Consider the following 25,698-nt stretch of genomic DNA (forward strand, 5'->3'; position numbering starts at 1 on the left):
ATGGGTTGTCAGGCTTTTGTCGCGGCAGCTTCAGCGGTGGTGGCCGGGGTAGCGATGGGCCGCGAGGCTCTCTTCGCAGGTGCTTTCTTGGAAGCCACCTTGCGCGTTGGCTTTGCGCCGGCCGGCGCCTTGCGTCTCTTGCCCGGCGTCTGCGCCTTCGTCGTGTCTGCGCTGGCGGCTGCCTTCTTCGGCGTTGCTGCCCTTGACGGGGCAGCCTTCTTGCTCACCGCCTTCTTCGCTGGCGATTTCTTGGACGCGTTGGCGGTGGCCTTGGAACCGGCTGCAGCCTTGGCTCGATTGCCAACCAGAAACTCTTCTAGCTGCCGACCCGCAGCGAGCATGTCACGGATCCATTGGGGCCGCTTGCCAATGCCGTGCCAGAAATTGCCCTGACCATCTGCAAACTTGGCAGGCTTCTTGGCCCTGGCTGCCTTTGTCTTTGCAGACTTTGTCAGCTGAGCGGCGCGACTCTTCTTTGCCGCACCCACGGCTGGAGTGCCAAACAGATCCTCCGCAGTCAGCCCGTGCTGCGCGATTTCGCTCTTGATGCGAGAGATCACCTTGGTCTGAATCTCGGCCGCTTGCTTTTGCAGCTTCTCGATCTGGCTCTTGATTTTGGCGAAAGACGTTGCCATGCACCGGCTCCAATTGTTGTTGCGTGAAGAGTCTAGCTAACGAATTGAGCAGATCAATCGTTTGAGGGCCTACGCGAAGGCCGGCACGCCGTCCCCACGCTTTGAGGTGGGCGTCTTGATCGTTCATCTAACGCGCCGGCGCCTGCCACCCGAACGGCGGCTGGTACGTCCACCAGCCGTGCTCAGTCGGAACGCCAATGGCACGCGAACCTGGCGGTAGTTCAGCTTTCAAGGCGTCTTCGAGCGTGGGATAGGGCGTGTCGCAGATCTCGTCGGCCCCACCCGACTGAGGACGGGCAAAGAACAGCCGCACAGGCAATGCTGCGCTTTGTGCCGCCTGCCGGCCCGCCAACGCAGCGAGGGCTTCATGGCGGATTCGCGCGCACAAGGGATCCAGGCCGACCGCGATTTCGGCCTCAACGCGGTCAGGCTGCACGCCGTTGGTCGAAACGATGCAAATGAAGCGGCCGTCGACGAAGCGTCCTCGCGGCGTCTCCCAACGTCGATCCAGGAAGGGGTCGGGTGCGGAGCCGCGCAGTTCGGTGAATCGCCGAACGATCCAGCGTTGCGGCACCTGAGGCAACTCGAACGAGAACTCGCCGCTCCGAGAGAGTTCTACCAAGAGTTTCGGATCTGTCAGAGAGATCTGGAGCACGAATACTCCGCGGTCACCGCCTCGGTACTGCTCGACGGACAACTGGATGGCGTCGTGCAGTTCAGCGGGAAGCGCGTTGCGCTGAAGGAGCGCCCAGTTGGTCCAGCCTTGCCGCTGGGCTACCTGGTCAAGTGCTTGGGATTGGGTGAGGGCGCCGCTGCGGCGCAATACCTTAGCCTCGCGTCGAAGTTGTTCGACGTCGGCAGGAGAGAAACGGGTAGGCATGTAGAAGACCTCGCTCAAGCGCGCCGCCTGTCGCTGTGCCCGTCAGGGACCCTCGGCAAACTAGAGCCAGGTCAAGAATCCTACGCACGTGCATACGCTTCGCCATCCGGGCAGGCCGGTCCCGTGCTTGAGACCGATTGGGAGGTTAGCAAAAATAATGGCGGAGCGCGAGCCTTCTGGCGAGAGCTCTCCCTGTCGGTGATGGCGAAGTTTCGTGGCTCGCATCGCTATAGTCATTCAGACATAGCGGCGCAAGCCGCTCATGAGGCGGAACTTCGGATGACGGATGACGTGGTGGATCGCCGTGAAGCACACGGCACGGATTTCTCCTTGGCCTCGATGGATTTCGCGCGAGCGCGCTCTTGGGAAGCAGTGCGGCTGATCGCGAATGCGGTGCTACCCGGCATGACCGAGGGCGAAGCCCGTGATCTGGCCAAGGTGTTGCTGCAGAACCTGGGCATGGACCGCATCTGGCACCAGTGCATCGTCCGCTTCGGCGAGGGCACGTTGAAGACCTTCAAGCAACGGCCCGACCCCGAGCGCGTGCTGGGAGAGTCCGATATCTTCTTCGTCGACATCGGCCCGGTGTGGAACGGCCACGAAGGCGACGCGGGTGACACCTTCGTCGTTGGCCGCGATCTCGAGATGCATGCCTGCGCCGCAGCGGCTCGTACGCTGTGGCACGACGTTGCTGCCAAGTGGCGTGCGGACGACCTGGCCGGCACGGCGCTGTATGCCTATGCGGCCGAGCGGGCCGAAGCGATGGGCTGGCGTCTCAACCTGGACATCAAGGGCCACCGCGTCTGCGACTTCCCACATGCGATCTACCGCGCGGGCGACCTGGGCGACTTCGGCAAGTGCCCGAGTACCGGCCTGTGGATACTTGAAATCCAGATTGCCCACCCGACACGGCCGTTCGGGGCCTTCTACGAAGATCTGCTGATCGACACCGACTTCCTCGAAGGACAAGCGCTATGACCTCCGCCGACGGCTTCGAGCTGCTGTTTTCCTATGGCACGCTGCAGTTGGAGGCCGTGCAGGTGGCCACCTTCGGCCGCAAGCTGAGCGGCAAGCCAGACCAGTTGGTGGGCTACCGCCTGGACCAGATCGAGATCCGCGACGCCGAGGTCGTGAAGACCAGCGCGCTCACGCACCACCCGATGCTGGTGCGCACCGGCCAGACGGCAGACAAGGTCGCCGGCACCGTGTTCGACCTGACCTCCGCCGAGCTGGCGCAGGCCGACAGCTACGAGGTGGCCGACTACCGTCGCGCCCGCGCCGCGCTGGCGTCCGGCGGCAGTGCCTGGGTGTATGTCGACGCGCGTGACGATGGCTGAGCGATGAGTACCGACGCCGGCCCCAACGAGTTGCTGGACATGTCCAGCCCCGAGCTGAAGCAACAGAGCTACGCGCTGCTAGATCGTCAGCTTCAATCCTTGCTGGCGGGAGAGCGCGACTGCATTGCCAACCTCGCGCAGTTCAGCGCGCTGGTCTTCCAGGCGGTGCCTGGGCTGAACTGGGCCGGCTTCTACCTGCTGCGCGACGCGAGGCTGGTGCTCGGCCCCTTCCAGGGCAAGGTGGCCTGCGTGCGCATCCCTGTCGGCCGTGGCGTGTGCGGCGCATGCGCCGAATCGCTCGAAGTGCAACTCGTGCCCGACGTGCATGCCTTCCCGGGCCACATTGCCTGCGACAGCGCGTCGAACTCGGAGTTGGTGCTGCCAGTGCTCGTCGACGGCCGACTGGCAGCGGTGTTCGATCTGGACAGCCCGCAGCTCGCGCGTTTCGATGAACTCGATGCGCAAGGCTTCCAGGCGATGGTGTCGACGCTCGTGGCCGGCACCGACTGGCCCTGAGCTTCAGTCCCGTTTGACGCCGGGCAGCGCGAGCTTGAATTTTGCGCCCTGGGGCATGTCGGGCAACTCGATGCCGCTGCCGTTCAGCTCCGCCATGCGATGCAGGATGCTCAGCCCCGGCCCGTTCTCGCCGCGCGTACTGCGCTGGTCGTCGCCCAAGGCTAGTGGACGTAGGTGTCGTCGCGCACGTTGCTGAAGAGTGCATTGAGCATCCTGTTGACCCAGCTCGCAAGCGCGGGCGATGCGACCCGCTTTGAAGTCATTTCGGAGGTTCTCGGCACCGCAGAGGCTGACTTTCCCTCACGAGCCTGCGTAGTTCCAGCTTTCATCTTTGGTGCCAAGTCAATGCACACATGGTGCGATGAAGGAATCGTCGACGCGCGCTTTAGATTGGTAAAGCGATTCTTATTGCACGTTGAGTGCAAAATAATTGCTGTCAAAACATTCGGAGCAACGACGTCGATGGACATCACCCTGGCCCGCACTTTTCTGGAGATCGTTGCGGCCGGCAGCTTCGGTCGAGCGGCCGAGAATCTGCACGTCACGCAAACTGCGGTGAGCGCGCGGGTCAAAGCGCTGGAGGAGCTGCTCGACGCTCAGCTCTTTGTCCGGAACAAGGCCGGTGCGACGCTCACTTCGGCCGGGGAGCAGTTCACTCGATATGCGTCGATGCTGGTTCAGGTGTGGGAGCGTGCTCGCCATCAGGTGGCGTTGCCGGAGGGCCGAGAGTCAGTGATGACCATCGGCTGTGAAGTCAGCCTGTGGGACCCGCTGCTGCTTGACTGGCTGCTCTGGATGCGCAAGTCCGCGCCGCAACTGGCTTTACGTACGGAGGTAGGCTTTCCAGGCGACCTGATCGACAAGGTGGCTGCCGGCATCCTGGACGTTGCCGTCGTCTACGCACCCCAGCAGAGACCGGGCCTGCGCATCGAACTGTTGCTCGAAGAGAAGCTGGTGCTCGTGACAACGAGGAAGAGGGGGCAGAAGCTCGATCCTTCGGACTACGTCTACGTCGATTGGGGACCGGATTTCGCGGCTCAGCACAGTCTTACCTTCCCCCACCTCGGTCACGCAGGCGTGACGGCTGGACTGGGCCCTCTGGGGCGCGAATATGTGCTCGCCGCTGGAGGGTCTGGTTACTTCAGACTCGCAGTGGTGCGCAAGCATCTCGACAGCGGCAGGTTGCGCCGAGTTCGTGACGCCCCAGAGTTTCTCTATCCCGCCTATGCCGTATTCGCAGAAGGAGCGGACATGGCCGTGGTTGCCCCCGCGCTGGAAGGGCTGCGGCGCGTGACGAAGAATCCCTGAGCTTCAGCCTCGTGTGGCGACGACATCGCGAACCTCAAGCTCGCGCCCCTGGGCCGTGTCGAGCAGCTCCATGCGGCTGCCGTGCAGCTCCAGTATGTGGTGCACGATGCGCCGCAGCCCCCAGGCCGATAGACGCGCGGGCCGCGCACCAAGATCAAGCCTTCAATTGAGCGGCGCCGCAGGCATGCCTGTAGAGCTCGGTGGGTTGCAGCCGGGCGTTCCCTCTGGAAGGCAGCCCAGAGGGCCACTACAAGTTTGGGGGCGAGATGCGGCGGCGCACAACGCCTGGTCGCCCATTTGCGCATGTTGATTACGCACAAAATCAACACGCATGAATCCGAGCGTCAAACGGGCAGGATTTCCGAGTAGACAGGCACGCTTCCCTATGGAGACTGTGCTCGTCCACCGCGTGGACGCCCGAGGCGGCGGTCTGTACGCGCCGGCGGCGGCAACGCGCCCCCGGCCCCCGCTTCCCTACCCATCCGAGCCGAGCCGAGCATGCCATTGATCAACCCGTTTTCCACACTCGCCGTCCCGAAGGAGCTCGTGGTGGAGTTCCTGGGCTGTTTCGCGCGCTGCGAGTACGCGATGAAGGCCTCGACGTATGCCCGCGACGACCATGGCATTGCAGCGGCTGCTTGGCAGCGGTTGGCCAACGACGCTGGCGCCTGGGTCCAGGTCCAGGCTGGCACTCCGTTGGACGAGGCGATCGAACTTCTGACCACGGCCCCGCCCCGCCTGCAGTCGTTCGGGGGAGGCTGGCAGGCTGTACCGCTACGCGGCGGACATCGTCTTGCGCAGGCCATCGACGCAGCGGTCAGGGTGCGTCACAACCTTTTCCACGGTGGAAAGCATGCGCCGGAAGCCGCACCCGGTCGGGATGCTGCATTGGTGAACGCCGCGCTGGTGCTTGTCACAGCCGTGGTCGACCAGTGCCCCGGCGATCTGCGAGATGCCTACAACGGCGCCTAGCGTTGCCAGCGATCCGCGCGCGAGAAGACTCGGCGCGTCGCACTTCGCCTTCATGCGTTCGCTGGTTCAGGGGCTTCCCCTGCGCGACAGCTGGGAACGCTACCTGCAAGTCGAAGGTGCATCGAGCGATCTTCGGATCGTGCGCAGCACCATCCAGTGGCTTCGCGATGCGTTCGCTGCGGCAGCCAGGCGCGAGGATCGCCATGGCGTCGCCCGCCTGGTGCTCATCGACGTCAGCCGTTTGCCCGACGACGGGCCCAAGGTTCCGTCGCTGGAGGAGTTCGCGAGCGCGCGCGGCCTGGAGGACTTTTCTGAGGCCGATCAGCTGGAGGCCTTTGAGGAGGAGTTTGGGAAGGCCAGCCAGCGCCTGTCTCGCCGTGGACGGCTGATCAAGAAGCAACTCGACGCGCTGTTGTGGCTTGAGGCCCTGGTCGCTCAACCGCCCCGCGCCGGCGATGGCGTGGTGGCGTGGCTGAATTCCAGCATCGCCTCGCGCCTGGAGGCAGCAGGGATCTTCACGATCGCCCAACTGCTCGACCGGATCAATGGCGTCGGGCGAGGCTGGCCCACCGCTATCCGTGGCATCGGGCCTGCGAAGGCCGAGCGAGTGATGCACTGGCTCGCCGAGCATCGGGACACCATCGGCATGCAGATCGGAGCGCACGTCCACCAGCCTCGCATGCAGCTGTTTCGGCACGAGCTTCAGAAGGTGGTCCCGCCAGCCTCTGACATTCGGCCGTTGGAGAAGCTCGTCGTGCCGCTTGAGCTCGACGGAAGTCAGGGCCTGTATCGCCGGCCGCAGGAGCACTGTCTGCTTGCTGCCTCGAACGACTATGCAGCACTGCTTGCCTGGCTTCAATCGAAGGCCGGTGTAACCCGCGACCAACGCGACGCCGCGAAGGCGCGCCGTCGCGGCAGGGACGCTGGCATCGAAGGCCCGATGGATTGGCTGCTATGCCTGTCGAACACGCAGCGCTCCTACCGCAAGGAGGCAGAGCGCTTCTTGTTGTGGGCGGTGGTCGAACGCCGTAGGCCGCTGTCCTCGATGACAACGGAAGACTGCGTTGCCTACCGCGAATTCCTCTCTGATCCATCGCCGCGGTCGCGATGGTGCGCTCAGCGCAACCGAGAGCGCTGGTCGCCTCTCTGGCGACCATTCGAAGGACCGCTCTCGCCATCGGCGCAGCGGCAAGCGATCACCATCCTGAAGAACCTCTACGCGTTCTGGATCGACAAGAACTACGTGATGGGCAACCCATGGTCGGGCGTCAACGTGCTTCATGCTGCTCAGCCCAGGCTGAACACGGGTCGCAGCCTGAGCGTGGCTCAGTGGCGCCTCGTGGTCGAGCAATCCGATCAGCTCCCTGACACATCGACGGCACGCCGGCTGCGCTTCGCGCTGTCGCTGCTGTACGCGACAGGCCTTCGGCTGTCGGAGGCTGTGGCTGCGCGCGTCGAACATCTGGAATGGGTGGAGTTCCCGCCAGACGAGGAGGACGACGAGCATGTGCAGGGATGGATGCTCAACGTCGTGGGGAAGGGAGGCCGGATTCGAGAGGTCCCCGTGCCAGCCAGCGTGATCGAGGAACTGTCGACCTACCTGAAGTCAAGACGCCTACCCGCTGAGTTGGACGCTCGCGAGAATATCGGTGCCCATTTACTAGGAAAGGCGAGCGACCTGGCCGACGTTGCGCCAGCGCTTCGAGGAGGGCAGGGCGCGGAACCGCGGGAGGGCATCTCCCCCAACACGCTCTACGACCAGCTAAAACGCTTCTTTGAAGCTTGTGCGCGTGTGCTTGCCGCTGATGGTGATGAGAAGGGGGCAGACCGTCTCGCTCGTGCCAGTACGCACTGGCTGCGGCACACCCACGCCTCTCATTCGATCGCGCGCGGCACGCGCGTCGAGATCGAGCAGCAGATACTTGGCCACGCTTCCCTGGCGACGACAACGGTCTACGTGACCACCGAGAGCAAACGCAAGATGAAGGCCATCGCCTCGTTCTTTCGTTGCTAGCGACTCGATGCTCGAGCTGGTGCGTGAGACACTCGGACACGGCCGCTGGGTGCGCTTGCTGCCTGCCTACGAGGTTCCCTCCCAGCCCTTGCACTTGCTCTGTGCACCGCACAGGCGTGTCACGCCAAAGCTGCGGACGTTTCTCGACTTCGCTATCGCATCATTTGATCAGCCGATGCGAGGCACCCGCTAGCTCGCCCGCGATGTCACATCAGTAGCAGGAAGACACCGAGTGGACTTTTGGTCACGGCGACGGAAACGATCCAACCCACCACGGCGAGGGCTGCGATCCACGCCGCAGCTCGCATAAGCAGCGGGCGGCCCGGGCGTAGAGCGATGACGCCCAGCCCGACGTACAGCACAAGGCCTACGAGCTTTGCCAGTAGCCAAGGCGCGCGGTCAGGCGTTAAGCGCAGCATCCACGCCAGCAGCAGAGCGGAGAGCAGCAGTACCGAGTCGACCAGATGAGGCAGCGTCTTCGCGGCGCGGCCTCTGACCCAGCGGGCGCCTGCCAGCGATGCTGCGCCGCGGACGAAGAAGCCGGCGATGGACAGCGAGACCGCTGTCTGGTGGATGAGCTTGACGGTGAAGTAGTCCATGTCCTATCCGGGGCGCCCGTCGATGCGTGGCTTTGACAGTACGGGCCAGTAGCGAATGGCGTAGAGCGCGAATCCTGTCGACCACAGCGCTGCCGATCCGAGGGTGGCGTGCACCAACTGGGCCGGTGCGAAGAGCGGCACTGCGACCCGAACCAAAGCCGCGCAGGCCACGAGCGCGTAGCAGGCAATCTCGTAGCGGTCGGCGCGCAGCGGCCGGCCGGTGTGCCCTCTTGCCGTGCGCGTCATCATCCCGATGATCAAGCCGCCGATGGCTCCGACCGTGAGGGCATGGGTGGCCAGCGATGGCGCCACCCAGCTGAGAGCGCCCGCCGCTCGCAGTGCCAGGTGGATTGGGATCCACAGATATGCCAAGTGCAGCACCCACACCAGCGGCACGCGCAAGGTCCGCACGGGTTGCCACAGCATCCAGCGTCCCAGATGCGCCGCGGCGGCCAGCAGCGTGATGGCTGCAAGGGCCGATTCCTGCAGTGCCAGGATGTCGGCCGCCAGCACCGCAAGCACAGCACCCAGCGCCAGCTTCTCCAGCGCGGGCTTCTTGCTCGCGTTCAACCCAGGGATGCCGTTGTTCGTGAACATCGGAATGACGCGGCCGCCCATGACGCAGAGGATGAACAGCACGATGTCGAGTGCAACCTGAACGGCCGGCCACGCCGGCGCCTCGACAACCCCGAGCTGGGACAGATGGATGCATGCAGCCGCCGCAGCCAGCAGAACCAGCAGCCCCACGAAGAAGTAGTTGCGGCGGTTCTTCGTCTTGAAGAAGGGGATGGCGAGGCTCCCCGCCGCAGCCAGCGGAAAAGCGACGTTGGCAACGGCCGCGGCCGCGGCATACGGTGTCAGCACGAGGATGCGCGCCACGATCCACAGCGCAGCCAGCGCGCCCAGTTTCCAACCGGTGGGCGTTGGCAGGTTTGTCCAGTTGCGTCCCGCCGTGAAAAGGAAGCCGACGATGACGGCCAAGGTGAAGCCAAACAGCATCTCGTGCGCATGCCACAAGGGGCCCGAGAGGTAGGGGTGCGCCAGCAGTCCGGAAAACTGCAGCGCCCAAAGCGGGATGGACAGGGCCGCGAAGACGCTGGCCAGCATGTAGAAGGGCCTGAAACCCAGGGCCAGGAGCGCGAAGCCTTGCTTGGGGCTGCGCGGCGGTTCTTCAATGTTTTGCAGGGAGGCCATGGCGGCTCGTGCGAGATGTGGTGTGTTTGAAATGCCAGGCCGCGGCTGACCCCGCCACGGTCGCCAGGAATGCACCGATGGCCACGGCGTTGCCGATTGCACCCCAGGTGACCGAGTGGAAGTCGATCCACGGGCCGACCAGGCGGACGACCAAGGAGCCGTGCAGCAATGACAGTGGGAGGTAGTAGGCCCAGCCGAAGAGCACCTTGACGCGCGCGATGGCCGGCAGGATGACCGGCGCGTGGCCCAGCACCATGCTGAAGACGAAGCCGAGCCCCAGTGCATGCAGCGCGGTGTCACGCAGCGGCCAGCCGAGGGATGTCGCGGCCCAGGCCGAGCCGGCGACGAGGAGCCAGAGATAGCCAAGGAGCAGGCAGATCGCCATGTAGCGGCTGAGCCCGTGGGCGCGCACGGTGCGCCGCGCGATGTCGAAGCAGAGCAACCAGACGGCCAACATGCAGAGCGACGCGCCAAAGGCGGCCCCGCCGGCGACGGGCCACAGGCCAGCGAAGGCGCAACCAAAGAACATGAGCGAGAAGACGAGGTACAACGCGGTGGCACTGCCTCTGCGCCGCTGCATCAGGCGCGTCATCTCCAGGCGTTCGGCCGCGATCGTCAGCACCAGGAAGGCGAACCACCAGGGGACGACCGCGCCGCCTTGGGCGCCTAACGCATGCAGAACACAACCCGTCGCCCATGCTATGGCGCCAACGAGGAGCAGCACGGTGTGGGCCGCGGTCTGTCGCTTGACGATGAGCATGTTGACGCCGACGAATGCGATCGACGCACCGAGGACCAGCCAAGCTGCTGCCGTCGGCCAGCCGGCAAGCAAGGCGATGCCAGCGAGTCCGGAAGTGGCGGGCCCGAGGAAGGCCAGTGAGAGCTTCGCCGCCACGGCACGTTCGATTCCGATGACCGTACCCATGAAGGTGCAGATCATCAAGAAGGCGTGGGCGGCGACCGCCGGTCCTATCCAGGCGCTGGTGTCAGTAGGAGTGGGCACGCCCGCGCGCACCAGTCCACCAGAGATGCCCGTCGCGAGCGAGACCATTGCCACCAGAGCGAACGCCAGACGAGCGACCGCCCGGGTGTCGCGTGTGGCTCTTGCGGTGGTTCTCATGGCGATTTGCAGCTCTACCAACCCATGAAGCTCTTCGCGCGGGCGCTCATGCGGTCCGTGGTCCAGGCGGGCTTCCAGACGAGCTCAACGTCGATGGTCATTTCCGGCGGCGCGACGCGCTCCAGTTCGGTCTCGACGTCATCGAGGATGACATCGGCGACAGGGCAAGCGGCGGAGGTCATGGTCAGGAGTACGTGCAGGCGGCCGGGCGTGACGTCGACGCCGTAGACCAGGCCGACATCGACGATGGTCATCGCCACTTCCGGATCCACGACACGGCTCAGCGCGGCGAGCACCGGCTCGCGCATGTCATCGGGGCCCGAGTAAGGGTAGGGCGCAGGGTTGTCGGCGTTCATGTGGTCGCCACGCGATGGAAGTGCAGGATGCGAGAGAGGTCCAGCCGGTTCTGAGTTATGTCTGCCAGCGTGTAGCGGTCCAGCACACCGTAGAAGGCGCTGACAGCCTCGGCGAGGACGCCCTTGAGGTGACAGATCTTGACGATGCTGCAGCAGCTCGGCTTGGCAGCGAAGCACTCGGCCGGTTCGACGATGCCTTCGGTGTCACGGACTACCTTTCCTACAACGATGTCCTCGGCCTTCATGGCAAGTGTGAGTCCGCCGCCCTTGCCGCGGACCGTTTCCACCCAGCCGCTCTTGCCCAGGTGGTGGACGACCTTGGTCAGATGGTTGGCCTTGATGTCGAAAGCCTCGCTGATCTCGGCGATGGTCGCTCTGCGATCCGGCTCCGCCGCGAGATAGATCAGCACGCGCAGGCTGTAGTCGGTGAAAGCGGTTAGTTTCATGGGATGCCTCGAAGTGACGAGGAGGGCTCATGCCCTCCCCAATTGCTTCATCGCTTGGCGGTGGCCGGTATGGCGCCGATTGGTGCCTTCTCGCTTGACGGGCGGCGCAGCAGATAGAGCGCGTAGATGCCGAGGAACAGACTGCCTGCAGCAAACACGACATCGCCCGGTACGCGCAGCCACACCAGCGTCTCCATAACCTTGGAGTGGATCACCTCAGGCGACCGGGCGTACCACAGGCCCTTGGTGATGCTCTCGTAGGCTTGGTAGATGCCAGCCGGCAGCAGCGACAGGAAGACCATCATCGCCAAGCCGATGTTCAGGCTCCAGAAGGCTGGCTTCAGGTATTTGTCGGCGTGCAGGTCGCGGTTGTACAGGCCGCGCAGGCAGAACAGCATCAGGCCGATGCCCAGCATGCCGTAGACACCGAACAGGGCGGCGTGGCCGTGGGCGGCCGTCATGTTCAGACCTTGCACGTAGTACAGCGAGGCTGGCGGGTTGATCGCGAAGCCCAACAGGCCGGCGCCGACGGTGTTCCAGAAGCCGACGGCCACGAAGCTCAGGATCACCCACTTGTAGGCATTGAGCCAGGCCACTCCCTTGGCGCGGCGGTAGGTCTGCAGCGCTTCGAGGCCGATCAGCGTCAGCGGCACCACTTCAAGCGCCGAGAACACCGAGCCCACGGCGATCACCGAGGTGGGCGTGCCGGTCCAGTACAGGTGGTGCAACGTGCCCAGGATGCCGCCGAACAGGAAGACGATGGTCTCCGCGATGATGGCCCGGTTGGCCGAGGCTGCGCGCACCAGGCCCAGGTTGGTGAAGATCAGCGCGACGACGGCGGTGGCGAACACTTCGAAGAAGCCTTCGACCCACAGGTGCACCAGCCACCAGCGCCAGTACTCGATCATCGAGTAGTGGGTGTGCTGGCCCCAGGTCAACGACGTCGCGTAGAAACCGCCGATGCAGGTGGCTGACAGGAACACCATGGCGATCAGGCCGCGGGTCTCCGAAGGCTTCTTCAGCGCCGGCCATAGCGCCCGGCCGAGCAGGAAGACCCACAGCAGCAGGCCGATGAACAGCAGGATCTGCCAGACGCGGCCCATGCTCGTGAATTCAAGGCCCTGGTTGCCGATCCAGAAGCTGAAGTCGACACCGCGGTGCTGCAGCGTGCCCAGCCAGCCGGTCACGGTCGACCCGAGCACCACGAACACCAGCGCGTAGAACAGAACGTCCACCCCCAGCTTCTGCAGCTTCGGCTCCTTGCCGGACAACAGCGGCGCGACGTACAGACCGGTGGCCAGCCAGGCCGTGGCGATCCAGAACACGCCGATCTGCGTGTGGATCGTGCGGCTGACGGTATAGGGCAGGATCTGCGCCAGCGGCAGGCCGAAGAAGGCCTGACCTTCCACCGCGTAGTGCGCAGTGATGGCGCCCATGCCGATCTGCAGCAGCATCAGCGCGATGACGATGAAGAAGTACTTGCGCGTGGCCTTCATGGACGGCGTGGCCTTGGCGCCGAGCAGGGGATCGGCCGCCGGCACCTGTGCTTCTAACTCATGCGCGTCGCCCTTGTGCAGCCACAACATCGCGGCGATGCCGGCCAGCAGCAGGATGATGCTGGCCATCGACCACATCGCGGCAGACGTGCTCATGGTGTTGCCCACCAGGGGCTCGTGCGGCCAGTTGCTGGTGTACGAGAGGCCTGGTTCTTCGGGGCGGTCCGTCGTGGCGGCCCAGGCCGACCAGAAGAAGAATGCGGTCAGTGCCTTGCGGTTCTCCGCGTCCGGCAGCGCACCCTCGGTCATCGCGTACTGGTCGCGCAACTTGGCCAGCTTCGGATCGGTACCGAACAGGCCATCGTAGTGATCCGCAACCTCGCGAATCGCCTGCGCGCGTTCCTTGGAAACCTTGACCGTGCCGCTGGTCTCGTCGTAGGTGTTGCGGCGCATCTCGTCGCGCACGCGCGTTTGAACCGCGGCAAGGTCGCCGTCTGACAACGTGTTGGAAGCGCCGCGTTGCGCGTCGGTGCGGATCGCCGTCAGCGCCACGGCCTCGCGGTGCAACCAGTCTGCCGACCAGTCCGGCGCGACGTAGGCGCCGTGGCCCCAGACTGTGCCGAGTTGCTGCCCGCCAGCCGAAAGCCAGGCTTGCTGGCCCAACTGGATCTGCTCGCCCGTGTACAGGACGTCGCCTTCACTGGTGACGATCTGCTTGGGAATAGGCGGCGCGGAGAGATAGATTTGCCATCCGAGGTAGCCGAGGGCGCCGAATGACAGGACGAAGATGAGGCCTAGCCAGCGCCAGAGCCTGCGTGAGGACTTCATGATGCTTCCTTGTAGGTTGCTGACTTGATGGGGGAGCTCAGGCGCCGCCGCAGGAGCCGCAGCACTGGCCGTTAGCGTGACCGCCGAGCTTGGTGATGAGGACGCGCCAGGTGGTCGGACCGGATTCGACATAGTCCCAGGAGAAGCGGCCGGACAGCTGTGCGTCGAACTGAGTGCGCAGCGGACGCGGGTCGTGGTCGTTGACCAGCTCCATGGACTCGCCGGGGCCCAGGCTCTTGAAGGTGTTGAAGATCAGGGCGTGCCGCTCGCGGGGCTCGACCTGCCGCACGTCGATCTTGGTTCCGTAAGTCGTGAGGGTCATACATGGCCTCCTGTTCTTTAAGGTGCATTGAGAATGCATCTATTGTGAAAACGGCGGGCGGCTGACCGTTTGATCCGGATCAAGTGCGGCGTTGAAAGTGGCTGGTAGCGGCACTTGGCGTCGCGAGGCGCAGCCCCATGCGAGCAGCGCGCGATGCCGGCGGAGCTCAAAGAGCTGCGCCGCGCCGATCGAGGCGGCGCGGCAGCTGGGAAGGCGCGTTGAGCCGAGGCTCAGCGCTTGGACGAGGCGAGCGTGGCTTTGACCAGCTTCACGAACGCTGGATCCGCGTCACCCAGCTGCGATGTCTTGCCCACAATACGGCCGTCGGTGTCCAGCAGGATGAGGGCTGTGGTGTGGTTGTAGTCGCCGTTGGGCAGGGCCTTGTACTGCACACCCAGGACAGAGGCCAGCTTGCGGACATTCGGTGCCTCTGCCCTGGCAAGCGTCCAGTGCGTGCTGTCGAGCTGCCGTTGTTTCGCGGTCTTTTGCAACACTGCCACGGTGTCGTGCTGCGGGTCGAACGTCACCATCAGCACGTTCACGCGGGAGCGTTCATCGTCACCCAGCTTTTGTTGTGTGTCGCGTATCGCTTCCACCAGCATCGGGCAGACGAATTGGCACGAGGTGTAGAACATGCTGACGATGGTGGGCGTCCCCCTGCCATCGCCCAGCGAGAAGGCGCGCCCGTTCTGGTCGGTGAGCGGTGTCGCCAACTGATAGACCGAGTCCGTAGGAAGCGTGGACGTTGCGCCTGTTGTCGTGGGCGCGGCAGCCAGCGCCTGCGCCCCGCTAATGACGAGCGTTGCCGCGGCAATCCCGCCGGCCGCAAGGAGGTGTCGACGATTCATGGTGAAGTCTCCGGAAGAGGTCTGACGCAACGGAAGCCAAGGCTCGCGGTGCTGTCGGAAGCTTTGAGGGAAGAGAGCAGGGCGACGCGCATCAGGATGGCGTAGTTGTCGCGTTGCTGCAGGTTGATGGCACCGGCGCCGCAGAACTTCAGCTTGTCTGGATCGTCGGAGGATCGGCTGTCACCGTTGACGAGCAGGGCGTTGAAGTCGTCCGTCCACTCCCACACCAGGCCATGGAGATCCCTCACGCCGTAAGCATTGGGAGCGCCGCCGACGGCCGGCAAGGCCGCCGTTGCGGGCCGTGAGTACCACGACAGGATGCGGGCTCTCCATGCCGGATCGTCTCGGGCGTCGGGTCGGGTGTCGTCTGCCGCCGCCGCGAACTCCCATTCGTTCCATGTCGGCAGGCGCGCGCTTTCAGACTCGCAGAAGGCCTGGGCCGCGAACCAACTGACATGGGTGACCGGCTGCTGCGATTGAGACGAAGGCAGTGCGGGCGGTGCCGGCCAGTCTGCGAGGTAGCTGGCGTCGGCGAACACGCGCGAGGCTCTGCCGCGCTGCCATTCGGGGTGGTCCGCAAGGAAGCGGGCGAACTCGACGCGGGTGACAGGCGTGGTTCGCATGCTGAAGCGATCGACCTTGACCAAGCCGCCCGTGGCGTCGCCCGCGAGGACGCTGCGCATCGTTCCACCCGGCAGGTCCGCGTAGTCGGCAGCCGCGCTGTACAGCGGCAGCAACGCCAAAGCCAGCATTGAACTGAACATGCAGGCGTTGTTCGTCACCGCGTGCCCCCGATGCGTTGCTTAGTGCTCGGACTTCGGAGCGGCCGGCGCCTTCTGCGCACGGACCTTTCGCACGTCGTCGGTCGTGACGCGCCCGCCAGCGTTGTCCCAGGCGTTGAGGACATAGGTGAGGATGTTGGCCACCTCGTCGTCGTTGAGCTGGTTCATCGGCGGCATGACCGAGTTGTATTCCTGGCCGTTGACCTTGACCTTGCCTGAGAGGCCGTGCAGCACGACGCTGATCGCACGCTTGGTGTCGGCAGCGAGATAGTCCGACTTGGCCAGCGGCGGGAACACGCCGGGGAGGCCGGCGCCGTTGGCCTGGTGGCAGACCGAGCAGGTGCCGGCAAACAGCGCCTGGCCGGCTCGTGCCTGTTCATCGACCGTCAGTGTTCCTTGCGCTGCAGCCTGAGTGGCAGCGGTCACTGCATTCAGGTTGGGCTGAGAGCGGTCACCCAGGTAGACCGAGTCGAGCTCCTTGCCCGAGTAGATGGTCTTGTCCTCGTTTCCGTCGACCTTCAGGATGGCCAGCGCTCCCTTGTTGAAGGCGCGGAAGATCGAATGGTCGACCAGCACATAGCTGCCGGGCACCCGGGTCTTGAAGCGCACGATGGCTGCGCCACCGGCCGGGATCAGCGTGGTCTGGACGTTGGTCTGCACATTGCTGCCGCCCTCGTAGCGCACCTGATCGAAGATGGCGCCGATGACGTGGAAGCTGGACACCAGGTTCGGGCCACCGTTGCCGACGAACATCCGCACGGTCTCGCCCACCTTGGCTGGCATGGCCTTGTCGCCCGTCAACGCACCTTCGGCGCCGTTGAAGAGCACATAGGTCGGCTGCTCGGCGATGGCCTTCTCCATGTCGAAGGGCTGCAGGCCCTTCTCGCGGTACTTGCCGGTCGTGTAGAAGTCGCCCTGCATCACGTAGTACTCGTGGTCGACCTTGGGCATGCCCTCCGGCGGCTCCACGAGGATGAGGCCGTACATGCCATTGGCCACGTGCATGCCCACTGGTGCGGTGGCGCAGTGATAGACATAGATGCCTTCGTTCAGCGCCTTGAAGGTGAACTGCGATTCATGACCCGGCGCCGTGAAACTGGAGGCAGCGCCGCCGCCCGGGCCGGTGACGCCGTGCAGGTCGATGTTGTGAGGCATCTTGCTGCTCGGGTGGTTCTTCAGATGGAACTCGACCGTGTCGCCCTGGCGCACGCGGATGAAGCTGCCGGGCACGGTGCCGCCGAAGGTCCAGAAGGTGTAGTTCACGCCTTCGGAGATGGGCATTTCCTTCTCGACGACCTCGAGCTCGACGATGACCTTGGCCGGATACTTTCGGGTGATGGGCGGCGGGACGTGCGGCGGGCTAGTCAGGACCGCCTTGATGGGTGCTCCCCGCGGCGGCCCGAAGTCGCCGGGGGCCTTGGCCTTGGCTGCGCCGGCATCGCCCGGTGGCGTGGCGGCAAGCGCTGCGCCGGCCAGAAAGAGGGCGGCCACGAGAGCCGACCAGGACCATTTGATGCCGAATGCCATAAACCCTCCTTGGGCAGTGAACAGAAGATGCATTTCGTATGCATCTAGCGTAGAAAACGCGCTGCCCGTGTTCCTTGCGCCAGATCAAGTTGGACGGTATCTGTCGTCACCAAGCAGCGCCAGTGCCGTCGGCACACCTCCAGCTCTCCGGGCTCAGTGCAGATGGAGAGATTTCGAATCGACGACGAGAGCCGAGCAAAAAGAAATGGGCCCGTGTTTCCACGGGCCCATGAATTGGCGTTCAAGCGGCAAGGGCCTGCTCTTCCGCCTCGATTGCTTGTGACCCGGCCTCGTCCTTGTCGATGTCCAGTTCCCGGGCCAGCTCGCGCTGGCGCGCCAGCAGCGAGGCCAAGCGGTCTTCGTGCTCGAAGGGCTTCGTGAGCTCCTCGCGCAGATCCACCAGGCGCTGCCGCATCGATGCCAGTCTGTGGCTGGCATCGGCCGCACGAGGCACGGTGCCGTTCAGCACGTTCATCAGCTCTGCCGCCAAGGCCGGACCCGTCTGGTAGGGCTTGCAGTCATGCACCGCCTGACCCTGCAGGTACAGGTGCACCTCGTCGGCCTCACGACCACTGAACAGGAACAGTTGCAAACGGCCCACGCGGCCCAGCAGTTCTTCGGAAGCACGGCCGGTCAGGCCGCTCCTGGCGCCGCGGACCGATGCTCGCAGCACATCACCGAGTTCTTCCCGGTCGCGCAAGCTTCGTCCGTTGATCACGACGATGGGCCCATTCGCCAACGCCTCCAGCGCCGCTTCTTCGTCGGCGCGCAGGGCCTGCACGAGCGTCTCCATGCTCTGGATCCGCATCGGCAGGTTCGAAGCTTCGGATTCGTGGCCGTACCGCTGGTTGCGCCAGACGGAGAACAGCGATGAGTAGCGCGCGATCTCGGCGTCCACCCCGGCCTTTTCGATGACCAGCGGGTTGCCGGAGGCCAGGGCCTTCACTTCGGCATAGCTCAGAGTGGCGAGCTCTACGTCCTCCACCGACCTCAAGCCCTTGTCGCCGCTCATCACCTGGGCGATGAACTTCGACTTGGTCAGGACCGTCTGCCACGAGTAGGCATCGAAGCTGCCTTCGGTGACGTAGCGGATGATCTCCACCTCGGCACACTCATTGCCTTGGCGCAGGATGCGCCCTTCGCGCTGCTCGACGTCGCAAGGCCTCCATGGGCAGTCCAGCTCATGCAGCGCGACCAACCGCTTCTGCACGTTCGTGCCGATGCCCATCTTCGCGGTCGACCCGAGCAAGACCCGGGTCCTTCCCTCGCGCACCGAGCGGAAGAGCCTCGCCTTTTGCGCATCGGTCTCCGCGTCGTGCACGAACGCGATCTGGTCCTCGGGAACGCCCAGTTCGAGCAGCAATGCCTTCAGCTCGTCGTAGACGCTAAAGCCCGCATCGGCGCGCGGCGTCGACAGGTCGCAGAACACCAACTGTGCCCTCTTGAGGCTCATGGTCTGCAGCCAGATGCGATGCACCTCCGTTGCGCACTGCGCCACCTTTCCGCCCGGATCACGGGGCTCGCCTTCAAACACCAGCCGCATATCGAGCGCCGCCTTACGGCCTTCGCTAGTGATCTTCAGCATGTTGTCGACCCGAGGGTCGATGCGCTGCGTCTTCAACAACTCGGCACGCTTCACCAGCGTCTTGACGAACGCCTTCAACGCGTCGCTCGGCTTGCAGGTCACCGTCCTCGGCTTGCCGCCCTTGAGGGCCGGCACGGGCAGGTTCAGCATCTCCTTGGTCCGGATGTCCGACACGTCGCAGAACACGCCCATCAGGTCGGGGACATTGATGAAGCGTGCGAAACGCGTGTTCAGCCGGTAGCCACTTCCATCCGGGGCAATCTCCAACGCGGTCACGGTCTCCCCAAAGGTTGCCGCCCACGCGTCGAACTGCTCCAGCCCCAGCGCACGCAGTGTGTGGGGCTGCAGGTAGCGCTGGAAGGTGTGGATCTCGGCCATGCTGTTGGCGACGGGTGTCGCCGTCGCAAGCACCACCCCGCGCGATAGGCCGCGGTGCAAGCTCATGGTGTGCCGCGTCTTCAGGTACAGGTCGAAGGCGCGCTGCGAGTTGGACAGCGGCAGCCCCGCGATCCGGGCCATCTTGGTATGACGCCAGAGGTTCTTGTGGAGATGCGCTTCGTCCGTGAACAGGTAGTCGATGCCGAGTGTTTCCCAGCACAGGAAGTCGTCCTTGCGCTCCTGGTTCTCCAGTCGCTCAAGCCGGACCTTCCACACCTTCTTCATGCGCTCCAGTTGCTTGACGATCCGGTTGGACCTGTCGTCGGCCTTGGTCGCACGCACTGCCAATTCGAGCTCGCGGATGATGGAGCGGATGTGCTCCGCCGTGAACTCGCGCGACATGGGCAGCAGTTCAAAGGTCGAGTGGGTCAGGATCACTGCATCCCAATCGCCCGTCGCGATCCGCGACACGAACTCGCGTCGGCGGTCGCCAGCGAGATCCTCCTTCGTCGCCATCAGCACCGACGCGAAGGGATAGACGCGCACGAACTCCGCCGTGTACTGCTCGAGCATGTGGTTCGGGACCACATGTGCTGGCTTCTTTGCCAGCCCGAGTCGCCTCAGCTCCATGCTGGAGGCGACCATGATGGCGGTCTTGCCGGCTCCGACCGCGTGGAACAGTCCGGTGCTGCCGGACTGCACGATGCGCCAGATCGCGTTGAGTTGCGAGGGATGCAGTTCGAAGCAATGGGAAAAGCCGGGTAGCTTCAGGTGCGAACCGTCGAAGGCGCGCTGGCGCAGGCAGTTGAAGGTGTCGTTGTAGATCCTGCACAACCGCTCCCTGCGCTGAACGCTCTCGTAGGCCCAGGTGGCGAAGCGCTCCTTGAGCGCGCCGAGCTTTTCCCGGGCGGCCAGCGTCTGTTCCTTGTTGACGACGTAGGCGCCGTCCTTTTCCGGGTGCGGATCGCGCACCGTGGGCGTCTGGACGTTCAGCGCGTGCTGAATCAACTCGACGGCGTCCATGCGCGCGATGCCGAACTCCTGCGTGCAGACGAGGTTGCGGCTCACCGCCCATTGGTCGACCTTCACCGACCAGGTGCCGGCGATCGCCAGGTAGCGCACCGTGGCCGTCTCCAGCCCCAGCACGTCCACCATGAAGGCTTCGATCACGTCGGCCGGTATCCAAACGGCGCCCAGCCGGGGTTCGATGGACGCCGGCGGCAGGTCCTCGGGGATGACTTTCTCCAAGGCCATCACGTTGGCGGCGAACGCCTCGCCTCCTGCTGCTGCCGCCTTGAGCTTGCGCTTGACGTCTCCAGAGAGGTAGGCATCGGCGGTCTCGTAGCGGTCGTCGTCAGGGTCCAGGAATACCAAGCCCCTCTGCATCAAGTCTGATACGACCGATTCCGCATCAACCTGGAGCAGGGCTCCCATGTACTGCGCGTCGACCCGGCCCTTCCACTGCATGCACAGCGCCAGGGCCTCGTCGGGCGATTCAGCCTGCGTCGGCTCTTCGATGCGCGACACTGTGCGGCGGTGGAAGATGTCGGCCTTCGTGGCCTTCTCCTCTTCGTCGTCGTAGCGTTCCAGGGACAGCAGCAGCGGGTAGTCCGGGTCACGGCGGAACGCCAAGGCGTTGGCTCTCGAACTGAGATAGCCGCGCTTGGCCACGAACCTGTCGTAGGCCAGGTTGAGGGCAAGCCGCTTCGCCGTCAGATCGCCATCGGAGTTGCTGCTCAGCTGCGCGGCGAGGAGCACCCGCGCGCGGTCCCGGATCTCGCACATGCCGGAGATGCGCTGCCGTGCCGTCGCGTTCAGACGGTCCTGCACGTCGACGAGTTGGCCCTGCTCCACGCAGTGGACACGTCCGTCGGACAACACGAAGCTGCCAGGGCGGGCGCCATCTGGAACGGGCGCCGCATTCGTCGCCGCCGGAGTTTCTGCGTCCAAAGGCTGGCGCCCTACATAGGCACCGGGTGGCACCTGATGTGCGGCTCCTTCGAGCGCAGCCGCGAGGTCGCCGTCCAGTACCGCGGTCGGTACCGGCGAGTAGCCATTGCTGACCTTGTCGATGCGCCCGAGAACGTGTGCGGGATGAAGGCAGTACCAGCCGTTGATCCGCATGTAGCGGTCGTGGCAGCGGGGATGGCGCAGCTCGTCCGGCACGAAGGCCAGGTCGAGCCATGCCGGCTCGCCGTTGACGACCGCGTCCGCGTGCCGGCGCAGGAACAGCAGGTCGGTCTGCACCGAGGTCCCGCCGAGCCGCTCGAACGCTGCCTGAGGAAGCCTGAAGGCCGCCAGGAGTTCCGCGCGAGAAGCCATATAGGCGCGGGCAGTGCCGTCTTGATCGTCCAGTAGGTAGGTCGACGTGATGACGCATACCAGCCCGCCGGGAACGACCAGGTCGAGGGCCTTGCCGACGAACCAGTTGTGGATGCTGAAGTGGCTGTACGGGCGGTTGCGGCCGTCGTGCAGCTGGAAGTTCCCGAACGGCACGTTGGTCACCACCAGATCGAAGGCATCGTCCGCCAGCGCCGCGGTCTCCGTGGCCTGGACCCGCACGTCGACGCCCAGGGGGGCATAGAGTGCGCGAAGGATGCTGCCTGCGACGCGATCCATCTCGATCGCGGTCCAGCGGCTGGCCTTGGCCAACTGAGCCGGCATGCAGCCAATGAAGTGGCCGACGCCAGCGCTCGGTTCGAGGATGCGCCCTCCGCGGAATCCGATGGTCTGCAGGGCTCGCCAAATCCAGCGGATCAGCGCCGGATCTGTGTAGTGGCTGGTGTTCACGGAGGCCTTCGCGGCCTCCAGCTCTCCGGCATCCAGCAGAGCGGACAGCTGCAGCGTACGCCGCTTCCAGGCCGCGTCGTGCTGCTCGAGGTTGAAGCTGGCTGGAATGCCGCCCCAGCCCGTGAATCGCAGCAGCGCTTCGCGTTGTTCCTGCGACGGGGCCGCGCCGGACGATTCGATGTCCCGCAGCGCATGGATGGCCTGCAGGTTCGCTTCGAACTTCGAGACCGGACCGCTCAGCGCCGCCAGGACGGCGTCGTCCCAGTTTGGCCATGCCGTGGCGCGTTCGCGCCGCGGCGTCGCTTGCACCAGCGATGGACGCCACCGCTTGGCTGCGGGGATATCCGGCTGGGCGACCGGCGCCTCGATCGTAGGTTCGACGACAGCTTCGTCGAACAGGTCGGGAAAGATCGCCTCGTCGTCGGGTCCAAAGCCCGGAAGCCAGAGGCTGTTCGCCTGGTTGGCGTTGGTAGCCATTGGTGGTTCTCCATGCGAATGGAGAGCCCACAACCCCTGGGGGAGCGTGAGCTCCCCGTTGGGGATTCGCTGCGACACGCGAGGCGTCGCGGCAGGCGGATGCGCCAACGCGCGGCACGGGACATCCAAAGCCCGGAGGGCTACGGTTCCTGTGCTCGCGTTGAGCTGATGAGAAGGGGCAGGGCGGCCGCGAGATGCGGTGCCGGTTCAGAAGTCCGCGCGTATGCAGCGCGGATGGAGGAGGCGGGTCACGACCGCTAACGCCGACCGTGTCGGAGTGATCCACGAGGGATCGCCGCGGAGCCAGGCTCCTGCAGTTCCTGCAGTATCTGGGTCATGCATGACCGCAGCAATCCAAGCGGTGCCGCCGTCGCATGCACATGGGTTCGCTTCGATACCGATGCGCGGGGGGCGCGGCACGAGCGGCATAGGGCGCGGGCTACTTCAGGCGGTCATGCGCAGCGCATCGCGCAATCACTGCGCAGGAATGCCCGGATCCGGGAGGTGCATGGTTGCTCGGATTGAGCGCGAGAACTTGTCGCGCCACCAAGGCGGCTCAACGGCTGAGCCGGCCCCGCTTCCGTGCCAAGCAACGTCCGTGCGCCGGCCCGTGGCGCAGATCCCGACTGTGCACGCCTGCGGAGCGGGCTTCTGCGCTGCAAGGTGCCTTGGCGAGCGGGCATGATGGCGAGGCTGGGCCCCGCAGACGAGACGTCGCGGCATTGCTTGAGGCAACTCGGATGCTCGGGGTGAGAAGCTTGGAAGCGGCAGCAGAGTCAGCTATGAGGGAGACCATGGAGAATTTTTCCGACGACGTCTACACCGAGCCGTCGAACATCGACGTCAACACGCTCGCCAACCTTGGGCCGCTGCGGCGCATGGCGGGCATCTGGGAGGGACAGCGAGGCCTCGACGTCAAGCCGAAGGCCGACGGTCCAAGGAAGCAGGCCTACGTCGAGCGCGTCGAGCTGCAGCCGATCGATCCCGTCACCAACGGCCCTCAGCTGCTCTATGGCCTGCGCTACTTCACGCACATCACGAAACCCGGCCTGGTGAAGACCTACCACGAGCAGGTGGGGTACTGGCTCTGGGAGCCGGCGACGCGCTGCGTCATCCACACGCTGACCATTCCGCGCGGCATGACCGCCATGGCATCAGGGCAGGCCCATCCCGAGGCGAATGCGTTCGAACTCGTGGCCACGCAAGGCCTGGACGACTGGGGGATCAACTCGACCCCGTTCCTGCTTTTCAGCTTCAAGACGACCGAATTCCGCATCAAAGTGACCTTCAACAACGATGGGACGTGGAGCTACGAGGAAGACACCGTGCTCGCGATCCATAGCCAGGCCGAGCCGTTTCATCACACCGACCGGAATCTGCTGAGCAAGGTCGCAGAGCCGACGCCGAATCCGCTGGCGCGCTGAGCGCCCGCCCTTCGGATGAACTCCATGAACAGCTCTGCCTCCAGCTTCATCGACCCGGGATCCCTGTTCGGCGCCGCGCTGCTTGGCGCGTTGTTCTTCGCGTTGGCGTCAGCGGTCGTGCTCCTCATTCGTGGGGGAACGCGCCGCGTCGAGCGTCACTTGTCGGACGTGAGCAGTTCGTCAGCGCGCTGGCGCAAGTACTGGCCTACCTGGTCGCCTTTGTCCTCTACGCCCATCTGGTGCCCGAGCTGCGCGCGCTCGGCACGGCGTTGTTGGCGGGTGTGAGCGTCGTTTCCGTTGTCGTGGGCCTTGCCGCCCAAAACACGCTGGGCAACCTGATCGCGGGCTTCTCGTTGGTGCTGTACCGCCAGGTGAGGGTCGGCGACACGGTCTCCCTGGACTCGCCCAAAGGCATGGTGACCGCGCGCGTGGAACTGATTTCCCTGGGATTCACGGTGCTGCGCGACGAGCAGCAACAGGAAGTGATCGTGCCGAACAGCGTGCTGATGAACAGCACGATCCTGCGCGTCGCGCGTAGTTCCGACTGACGTTTGCCGTGACGCGGGCGGCGGCCCGGCCGGGCCTAGGCATGAAGGCCAGCTCGACGGAGGCTGGACTTCAGGGACTCGATCTCATCCATCAGGTCCAGCGCCAGGGCGATCCCGGGCGTGTTCACTTCAAGCTCCTGCGCCAGCGTGCGCGCGACACGGGCACGCCGCAGCGCCGCGGCGGCGAACCGCCATTCCCCGGGCTGGTCGCCGCGCGGCTTCAGGACGCCCTCGACGACCCAGACTCGTACCTGTTCCTCGACAGTCTGGCTTGCCCGGCAGAACTCGATGAGCGTGAGCTCGACGGTTTCGTCGAGCACCTGCGTCGACGTCGTGTGGTCACTCATGCGCTTCTCCTCCGATTGAAGCTTGACCCGGCGGCACTGCGCAGAGTCTTATAGGCCTGACGGCTGGCTTCGCTGTCTGCAGGTGGCAAGGCGATGCTCAGCAGCGCATACAGATCTCCGGCAGGATCACCGGGGATGCCCTTGCCCTTGAGACGAAGCTTGCGGCCTGACGCGGACCCTGCTGGTACCGTCAGTTCGATGGAGCCCGCCGGTGTGATGATGGTGACCGGCGCCCCCAGTGCTGCTTCCCAGGGCGCAAGCGGCAGGTCGACGTAGACGTCACGGCCGTCCACGCGATAGCGTGAATGCGGCTTGAATTCGATCTCGAAGAAGAGATCACCCGCCGGTCCGCTTCCCAGTCCAGGGCCGCCTTGCCCGGCGAGCCGCAGTTGCTGGCCTTGGCGAATACCCTTTGGAATCGCGACATCGAGCGTGCGTTCCTGGAGAACGCCGTGGCCCTGTTCGTCGAAGGCCGGCATGCGCAGTGTGAGGCTGCGACGCGCGCCGGTGAAGGCGTCCTCGATGTCGATCAGGACGCGGGCGTGATGGTCTTCTCCGCGCAGGTTCACGTTAGTGCTGCGGCGGGCGCCGCGCGCTGCGCGACCGAACAAGGACTCGAAGAAGTCGCTCCGGTCATGTGCCCCGAAGCCCCCGTTGCCGTCGCCGCTCCCATGGAACTCGTAGGCCGTGTCCCAGTCCGGCGGCGGCTTGAATTCCTCGCCGCCGCTGCGCTCGCCGATGGCGTCGTAGGCAGAGCGCTTCTCGGGGGCCTTCAGGACCTCGTAGGCCTCGCCGATTTCCTTGAAGCGAGCCTCCGCATCAGGTTCTTTGCTGACATCGGGATGGAACTTGCGCGCCAGTTTCCGGTAGGCGAGCTTGATGTCGTCGGCCGACGCATCGCGCTCGACGCCGAGCGTTTCGTAGTAGTCCTTGAACTTCATGGCCCTGCCTCACACCCGGGTAGAAAGG

General features: G+C 64.9%; 24 protein-coding genes. 8 read left to right on the forward strand and 16 right to left on the reverse strand.

What is annotated here, in order from left to right; genetic code table 11:
- Positions 1-8 precede the first annotated feature (8 nt).
- Both CDN99_RS15220 and CDN99_RS15225 read right to left on the reverse strand, forming a co-directional pair.
- Positions 9-635, reverse strand: coding sequence for an H-NS histone family protein (locus tag CDN99_RS15220; protein ID WP_088385708.1), 627 nt, complete (start codon positions 633-635; stop codon positions 9-11).
- A gap of 127 nt (positions 636-762) precedes the next feature.
- Positions 763-1,533 carry a P-loop NTPase family protein gene (locus CDN99_RS15225; RefSeq protein WP_088385709.1) on the reverse strand — a complete coding sequence of 257 codons (771 nt, stop codon included), beginning with the start codon at positions 1,531-1,533 and terminating at the stop codon, positions 763-765.
- A gap of 261 nt (positions 1,534-1,794) precedes the next feature.
- Here CDN99_RS15225 and CDN99_RS15230 point away from each other — a divergent pair, with 261 nt between their 5' ends.
- The 3 genes from CDN99_RS15230 to msrC are packed head-to-tail and all read left to right on the forward strand — an operon-like array spanning position 1,795 to position 3,368.
- A complete protein-coding gene (locus CDN99_RS15230; RefSeq protein WP_088385710.1) occupies positions 1,795-2,493 on the forward strand; it encodes a M24 family metallopeptidase in 699 nt (232 codons plus the stop codon).
- Positions 2,490-2,852 (forward strand): gamma-glutamylcyclotransferase family protein, encoded by a 363-nt coding sequence (locus tag CDN99_RS15235; protein ID WP_088385711.1) that lies wholly within the window; start codon positions 2,490-2,492, stop codon positions 2,850-2,852. The genes CDN99_RS15230 and CDN99_RS15235 overlap by 4 nt, the downstream gene beginning before the upstream one ends.
- A gap of 3 nt (positions 2,853-2,855) precedes the next feature.
- Positions 2,856-3,368 carry a free L-methionine (R)-S-oxide reductase MsrC gene (gene msrC, locus CDN99_RS15240; RefSeq protein ID WP_169727047.1) on the forward strand — a complete coding sequence of 171 codons (513 nt, stop codon included), beginning with the start codon at positions 2,856-2,858 and terminating at the stop codon, positions 3,366-3,368.
- Between the two features lie 3 nt (positions 3,369-3,371).
- Here msrC and CDN99_RS28685 read toward each other — a convergent pair whose 3' ends face one another.
- Positions 3,372-3,527: an ATP-binding protein gene (locus CDN99_RS28685; protein ID WP_158218850.1), complete on the reverse strand. Its 156-nt coding sequence runs from the start codon at positions 3,525-3,527 to the stop codon at positions 3,372-3,374.
- A 45-nt stretch (positions 3,528-3,572) separates the two neighbouring features.
- Between CDN99_RS28685 and CDN99_RS15245 the strand changes: the two genes are divergently transcribed.
- The 3 genes from CDN99_RS15245 to CDN99_RS15255 all read left to right on the forward strand — a co-directional run bounded on the left by CDN99_RS15245 (position 3,573) and on the right by CDN99_RS15255 (position 7,662).
- The gene (locus CDN99_RS15245; RefSeq protein WP_238139535.1) at positions 3,573-4,676 is read left to right on the forward strand and encodes a LysR family transcriptional regulator; all 1,104 of its coding nucleotides are present in this window, start codon (positions 3,573-3,575) and stop codon (positions 4,674-4,676) included.
- 498 nt (positions 4,677-5,174) lie between these two features.
- The gene (locus CDN99_RS15250; RefSeq protein WP_088385713.1) at positions 5,175-5,648 is read left to right on the forward strand and encodes a hypothetical protein; all 474 of its coding nucleotides are present in this window, start codon (positions 5,175-5,177) and stop codon (positions 5,646-5,648) included.
- A gap of 52 nt (positions 5,649-5,700) precedes the next feature.
- A complete protein-coding gene (locus tag CDN99_RS15255) occupies positions 5,701-7,662 on the forward strand; it encodes a site-specific integrase (protein WP_238139536.1) in 1,962 nt (653 codons plus the stop codon).
- A 206-nt stretch (positions 7,663-7,868) separates the two neighbouring features.
- Here the strand turns inward: CDN99_RS15255 and CDN99_RS15260 are convergent, their stop codons facing one another.
- The 11 genes from CDN99_RS15260 to CDN99_RS15310 all read right to left on the reverse strand — a co-directional run bounded on the left by CDN99_RS15260 (position 7,869) and on the right by CDN99_RS15310 (position 22,410).
- Entirely contained in the window at positions 7,869-8,261 is a 393-nt protein-coding gene (locus CDN99_RS15260) for a SirB2 family protein (RefSeq protein WP_088385715.1), read from the reverse strand.
- Positions 8,262-8,264: 3 nt separating this feature from the next.
- Positions 8,265-9,455: an NnrS family protein gene (locus CDN99_RS15265; protein ID WP_088385716.1), complete on the reverse strand. Its 1,191-nt coding sequence runs from the start codon at positions 9,453-9,455 to the stop codon at positions 8,265-8,267.
- Positions 9,433-10,575 (reverse strand): DUF8744 domain-containing protein, encoded by a 1,143-nt coding sequence (locus CDN99_RS15270; RefSeq protein ID WP_238139537.1) that lies wholly within the window; start codon positions 10,573-10,575, stop codon positions 9,433-9,435. The genes CDN99_RS15265 and CDN99_RS15270 overlap by 23 nt, the downstream gene beginning before the upstream one ends.
- A gap of 14 nt (positions 10,576-10,589) precedes the next feature.
- The gene (locus CDN99_RS15275) at positions 10,590-10,931 is read right to left on the reverse strand and encodes a metal-sulfur cluster assembly factor (RefSeq protein WP_088385718.1); all 342 of its coding nucleotides are present in this window, start codon (positions 10,929-10,931) and stop codon (positions 10,590-10,592) included.
- A complete protein-coding gene (locus CDN99_RS15280) occupies positions 10,928-11,377 on the reverse strand; it encodes an Rrf2 family transcriptional regulator (RefSeq protein WP_088385719.1) in 450 nt (149 codons plus the stop codon). Before CDN99_RS15280 ends, CDN99_RS15275 begins: the two co-directional genes overlap by 4 nt.
- Positions 11,378-11,424: 47 nt before the next feature.
- Positions 11,425-13,701, reverse strand: coding sequence for a nitric-oxide reductase large subunit (locus CDN99_RS15285; protein WP_088385720.1), 2,277 nt, complete (start codon positions 13,699-13,701; stop codon positions 11,425-11,427).
- Positions 13,702-13,738: 37 nt separating this feature from the next.
- On the reverse strand, positions 13,739-14,023 hold the full coding sequence (locus CDN99_RS15290) for a DUF2249 domain-containing protein (protein WP_088385721.1): 285 nt from the start codon (positions 14,021-14,023) through the stop codon (positions 13,739-13,741).
- A 230-nt stretch (positions 14,024-14,253) separates the two neighbouring features.
- Complete coding sequence (locus tag CDN99_RS15295) at positions 14,254-14,871, reverse strand: SCO family protein (RefSeq protein ID WP_088385722.1); 618 nt, start codon at positions 14,869-14,871, stop codon at positions 14,254-14,256.
- Positions 14,868-15,635 (reverse strand): formylglycine-generating enzyme family protein, encoded by a 768-nt coding sequence (locus CDN99_RS15300; protein WP_088385723.1) that lies wholly within the window; start codon positions 15,633-15,635, stop codon positions 14,868-14,870. Before CDN99_RS15300 ends, CDN99_RS15295 begins: the two co-directional genes overlap by 4 nt.
- 39 nt (positions 15,636-15,674) lie before the next feature.
- The gene (nirK, locus tag CDN99_RS15305) at positions 15,675-17,180 is read right to left on the reverse strand and encodes a copper-containing nitrite reductase (RefSeq protein ID WP_088385724.1); all 1,506 of its coding nucleotides are present in this window, start codon (positions 17,178-17,180) and stop codon (positions 15,675-15,677) included.
- Between the two features lie 241 nt (positions 17,181-17,421).
- Positions 17,422-22,410: a helicase-like domain-containing protein gene (locus tag CDN99_RS15310; RefSeq protein ID WP_088385725.1), complete on the reverse strand. Its 4,989-nt coding sequence runs from the start codon at positions 22,408-22,410 to the stop codon at positions 17,422-17,424.
- A gap of 794 nt (positions 22,411-23,204) precedes the next feature.
- On the opposite strand from CDN99_RS15310, the gene CDN99_RS15315 reads away from it, so the two are divergent.
- Positions 23,205-23,834: an FABP family protein gene (locus tag CDN99_RS15315; RefSeq protein WP_088385726.1), complete on the forward strand. Its 630-nt coding sequence runs from the start codon at positions 23,205-23,207 to the stop codon at positions 23,832-23,834.
- A 239-nt stretch (positions 23,835-24,073) separates the two neighbouring features.
- A complete protein-coding gene (locus CDN99_RS29310; RefSeq protein WP_238139538.1) occupies positions 24,074-24,382 on the forward strand; it encodes a mechanosensitive ion channel domain-containing protein in 309 nt (102 codons plus the stop codon).
- A gap of 35 nt (positions 24,383-24,417) precedes the next feature.
- Here the strand turns inward: CDN99_RS29310 and CDN99_RS15325 are convergent, their stop codons facing one another.
- Together CDN99_RS15325 and CDN99_RS15330 are read right to left on the reverse strand one after the other, a co-directional pair.
- Positions 24,418-24,729: a chaperone modulator CbpM gene (locus CDN99_RS15325; protein WP_088385728.1), complete on the reverse strand. Its 312-nt coding sequence runs from the start codon at positions 24,727-24,729 to the stop codon at positions 24,418-24,420.
- The gene (locus CDN99_RS15330) at positions 24,726-25,670 is read right to left on the reverse strand and encodes a DnaJ C-terminal domain-containing protein (protein ID WP_088385729.1); all 945 of its coding nucleotides are present in this window, start codon (positions 25,668-25,670) and stop codon (positions 24,726-24,728) included. Before CDN99_RS15330 ends, CDN99_RS15325 begins: the two co-directional genes overlap by 4 nt.
- Positions 25,671-25,698 lie beyond the last annotated feature (28 nt).

This window comes from Roseateles aquatilis (assembly GCF_002205645.1).
GTDB lineage: Bacteria > Pseudomonadota > Gammaproteobacteria > Burkholderiales > Burkholderiaceae_C > Roseateles > Roseateles aquatilis.

Excerpts from the sequence above, each read along its gene's own strand:
- CDN99_RS15250 (WP_088385713.1), top strand. The coding sequence starts at position 5,175 with ATGCCATTGATCAACCCGTTTTCCACACTCGCCGTCCCGAAGGAGCTC.
- nirK (WP_088385724.1), bottom strand. The coding sequence starts at position 17,180 with ATGGCATTCGGCATCAAATGGTCCTGGTCGGCTCTCGTGGCCGCCCTC.
- CDN99_RS15315 (WP_088385726.1), top strand. The coding sequence starts at position 23,205 with ATGGAGAATTTTTCCGACGACGTCTACACCGAGCCGTCGAACATCGAC.
- CDN99_RS15280 (WP_088385719.1), bottom strand. The coding sequence starts at position 11,377 with ATGAAACTAACCGCTTTCACCGACTACAGCCTGCGCGTGCTGATCTAT.
- CDN99_RS15300 (WP_088385723.1), bottom strand. The coding sequence starts at position 15,635 with ATGTTCAGTTCAATGCTGGCTTTGGCGTTGCTGCCGCTGTACAGCGCG.
- CDN99_RS15285 (WP_088385720.1), bottom strand. The coding sequence starts at position 13,701 with ATGAAGTCCTCACGCAGGCTCTGGCGCTGGCTAGGCCTCATCTTCGTC.
- CDN99_RS15330 (WP_088385729.1), bottom strand. The coding sequence starts at position 25,670 with ATGAAGTTCAAGGACTACTACGAAACGCTCGGCGTCGAGCGCGATGCG.
- CDN99_RS15230 (WP_088385710.1), top strand. The coding sequence starts at position 1,795 with ATGACGGATGACGTGGTGGATCGCCGTGAAGCACACGGCACGGATTTC.
- CDN99_RS15310 (WP_088385725.1), bottom strand. The coding sequence starts at position 22,410 with ATGGCTACCAACGCCAACCAGGCGAACAGCCTCTGGCTTCCGGGCTTT.
- CDN99_RS15325 (WP_088385728.1), bottom strand. The coding sequence starts at position 24,729 with ATGAGTGACCACACGACGTCGACGCAGGTGCTCGACGAAACCGTCGAG.
- CDN99_RS15275 (WP_088385718.1), bottom strand. The coding sequence starts at position 10,931 with ATGAACGCCGACAACCCTGCGCCCTACCCTTACTCGGGCCCCGATGAC.
- CDN99_RS15265 (WP_088385716.1), bottom strand. The coding sequence starts at position 9,455 with ATGGCCTCCCTGCAAAACATTGAAGAACCGCCGCGCAGCCCCAAGCAA.
- CDN99_RS15260 (WP_088385715.1), bottom strand. The coding sequence starts at position 8,261 with ATGGACTACTTCACCGTCAAGCTCATCCACCAGACAGCGGTCTCGCTG.
- CDN99_RS15295 (WP_088385722.1), bottom strand. The coding sequence starts at position 14,871 with ATGAATCGTCGACACCTCCTTGCGGCCGGCGGGATTGCCGCGGCAACG.
- msrC (WP_169727047.1), top strand. The coding sequence starts at position 2,856 with ATGAGTACCGACGCCGGCCCCAACGAGTTGCTGGACATGTCCAGCCCC.
- CDN99_RS15255 (WP_238139536.1), top strand. The coding sequence starts at position 5,701 with ATGCGTTCGCTGGTTCAGGGGCTTCCCCTGCGCGACAGCTGGGAACGC.
- CDN99_RS15235 (WP_088385711.1), top strand. The coding sequence starts at position 2,490 with ATGACCTCCGCCGACGGCTTCGAGCTGCTGTTTTCCTATGGCACGCTG.
- CDN99_RS15270 (WP_238139537.1), bottom strand. The coding sequence starts at position 10,575 with ATGAGAACCACCGCAAGAGCCACACGCGACACCCGGGCGGTCGCTCGT.
- CDN99_RS15220 (WP_088385708.1), bottom strand. The coding sequence starts at position 635 with ATGGCAACGTCTTTCGCCAAAATCAAGAGCCAGATCGAGAAGCTGCAA.
- CDN99_RS15290 (WP_088385721.1), bottom strand. The coding sequence starts at position 14,023 with ATGACCCTCACGACTTACGGAACCAAGATCGACGTGCGGCAGGTCGAG.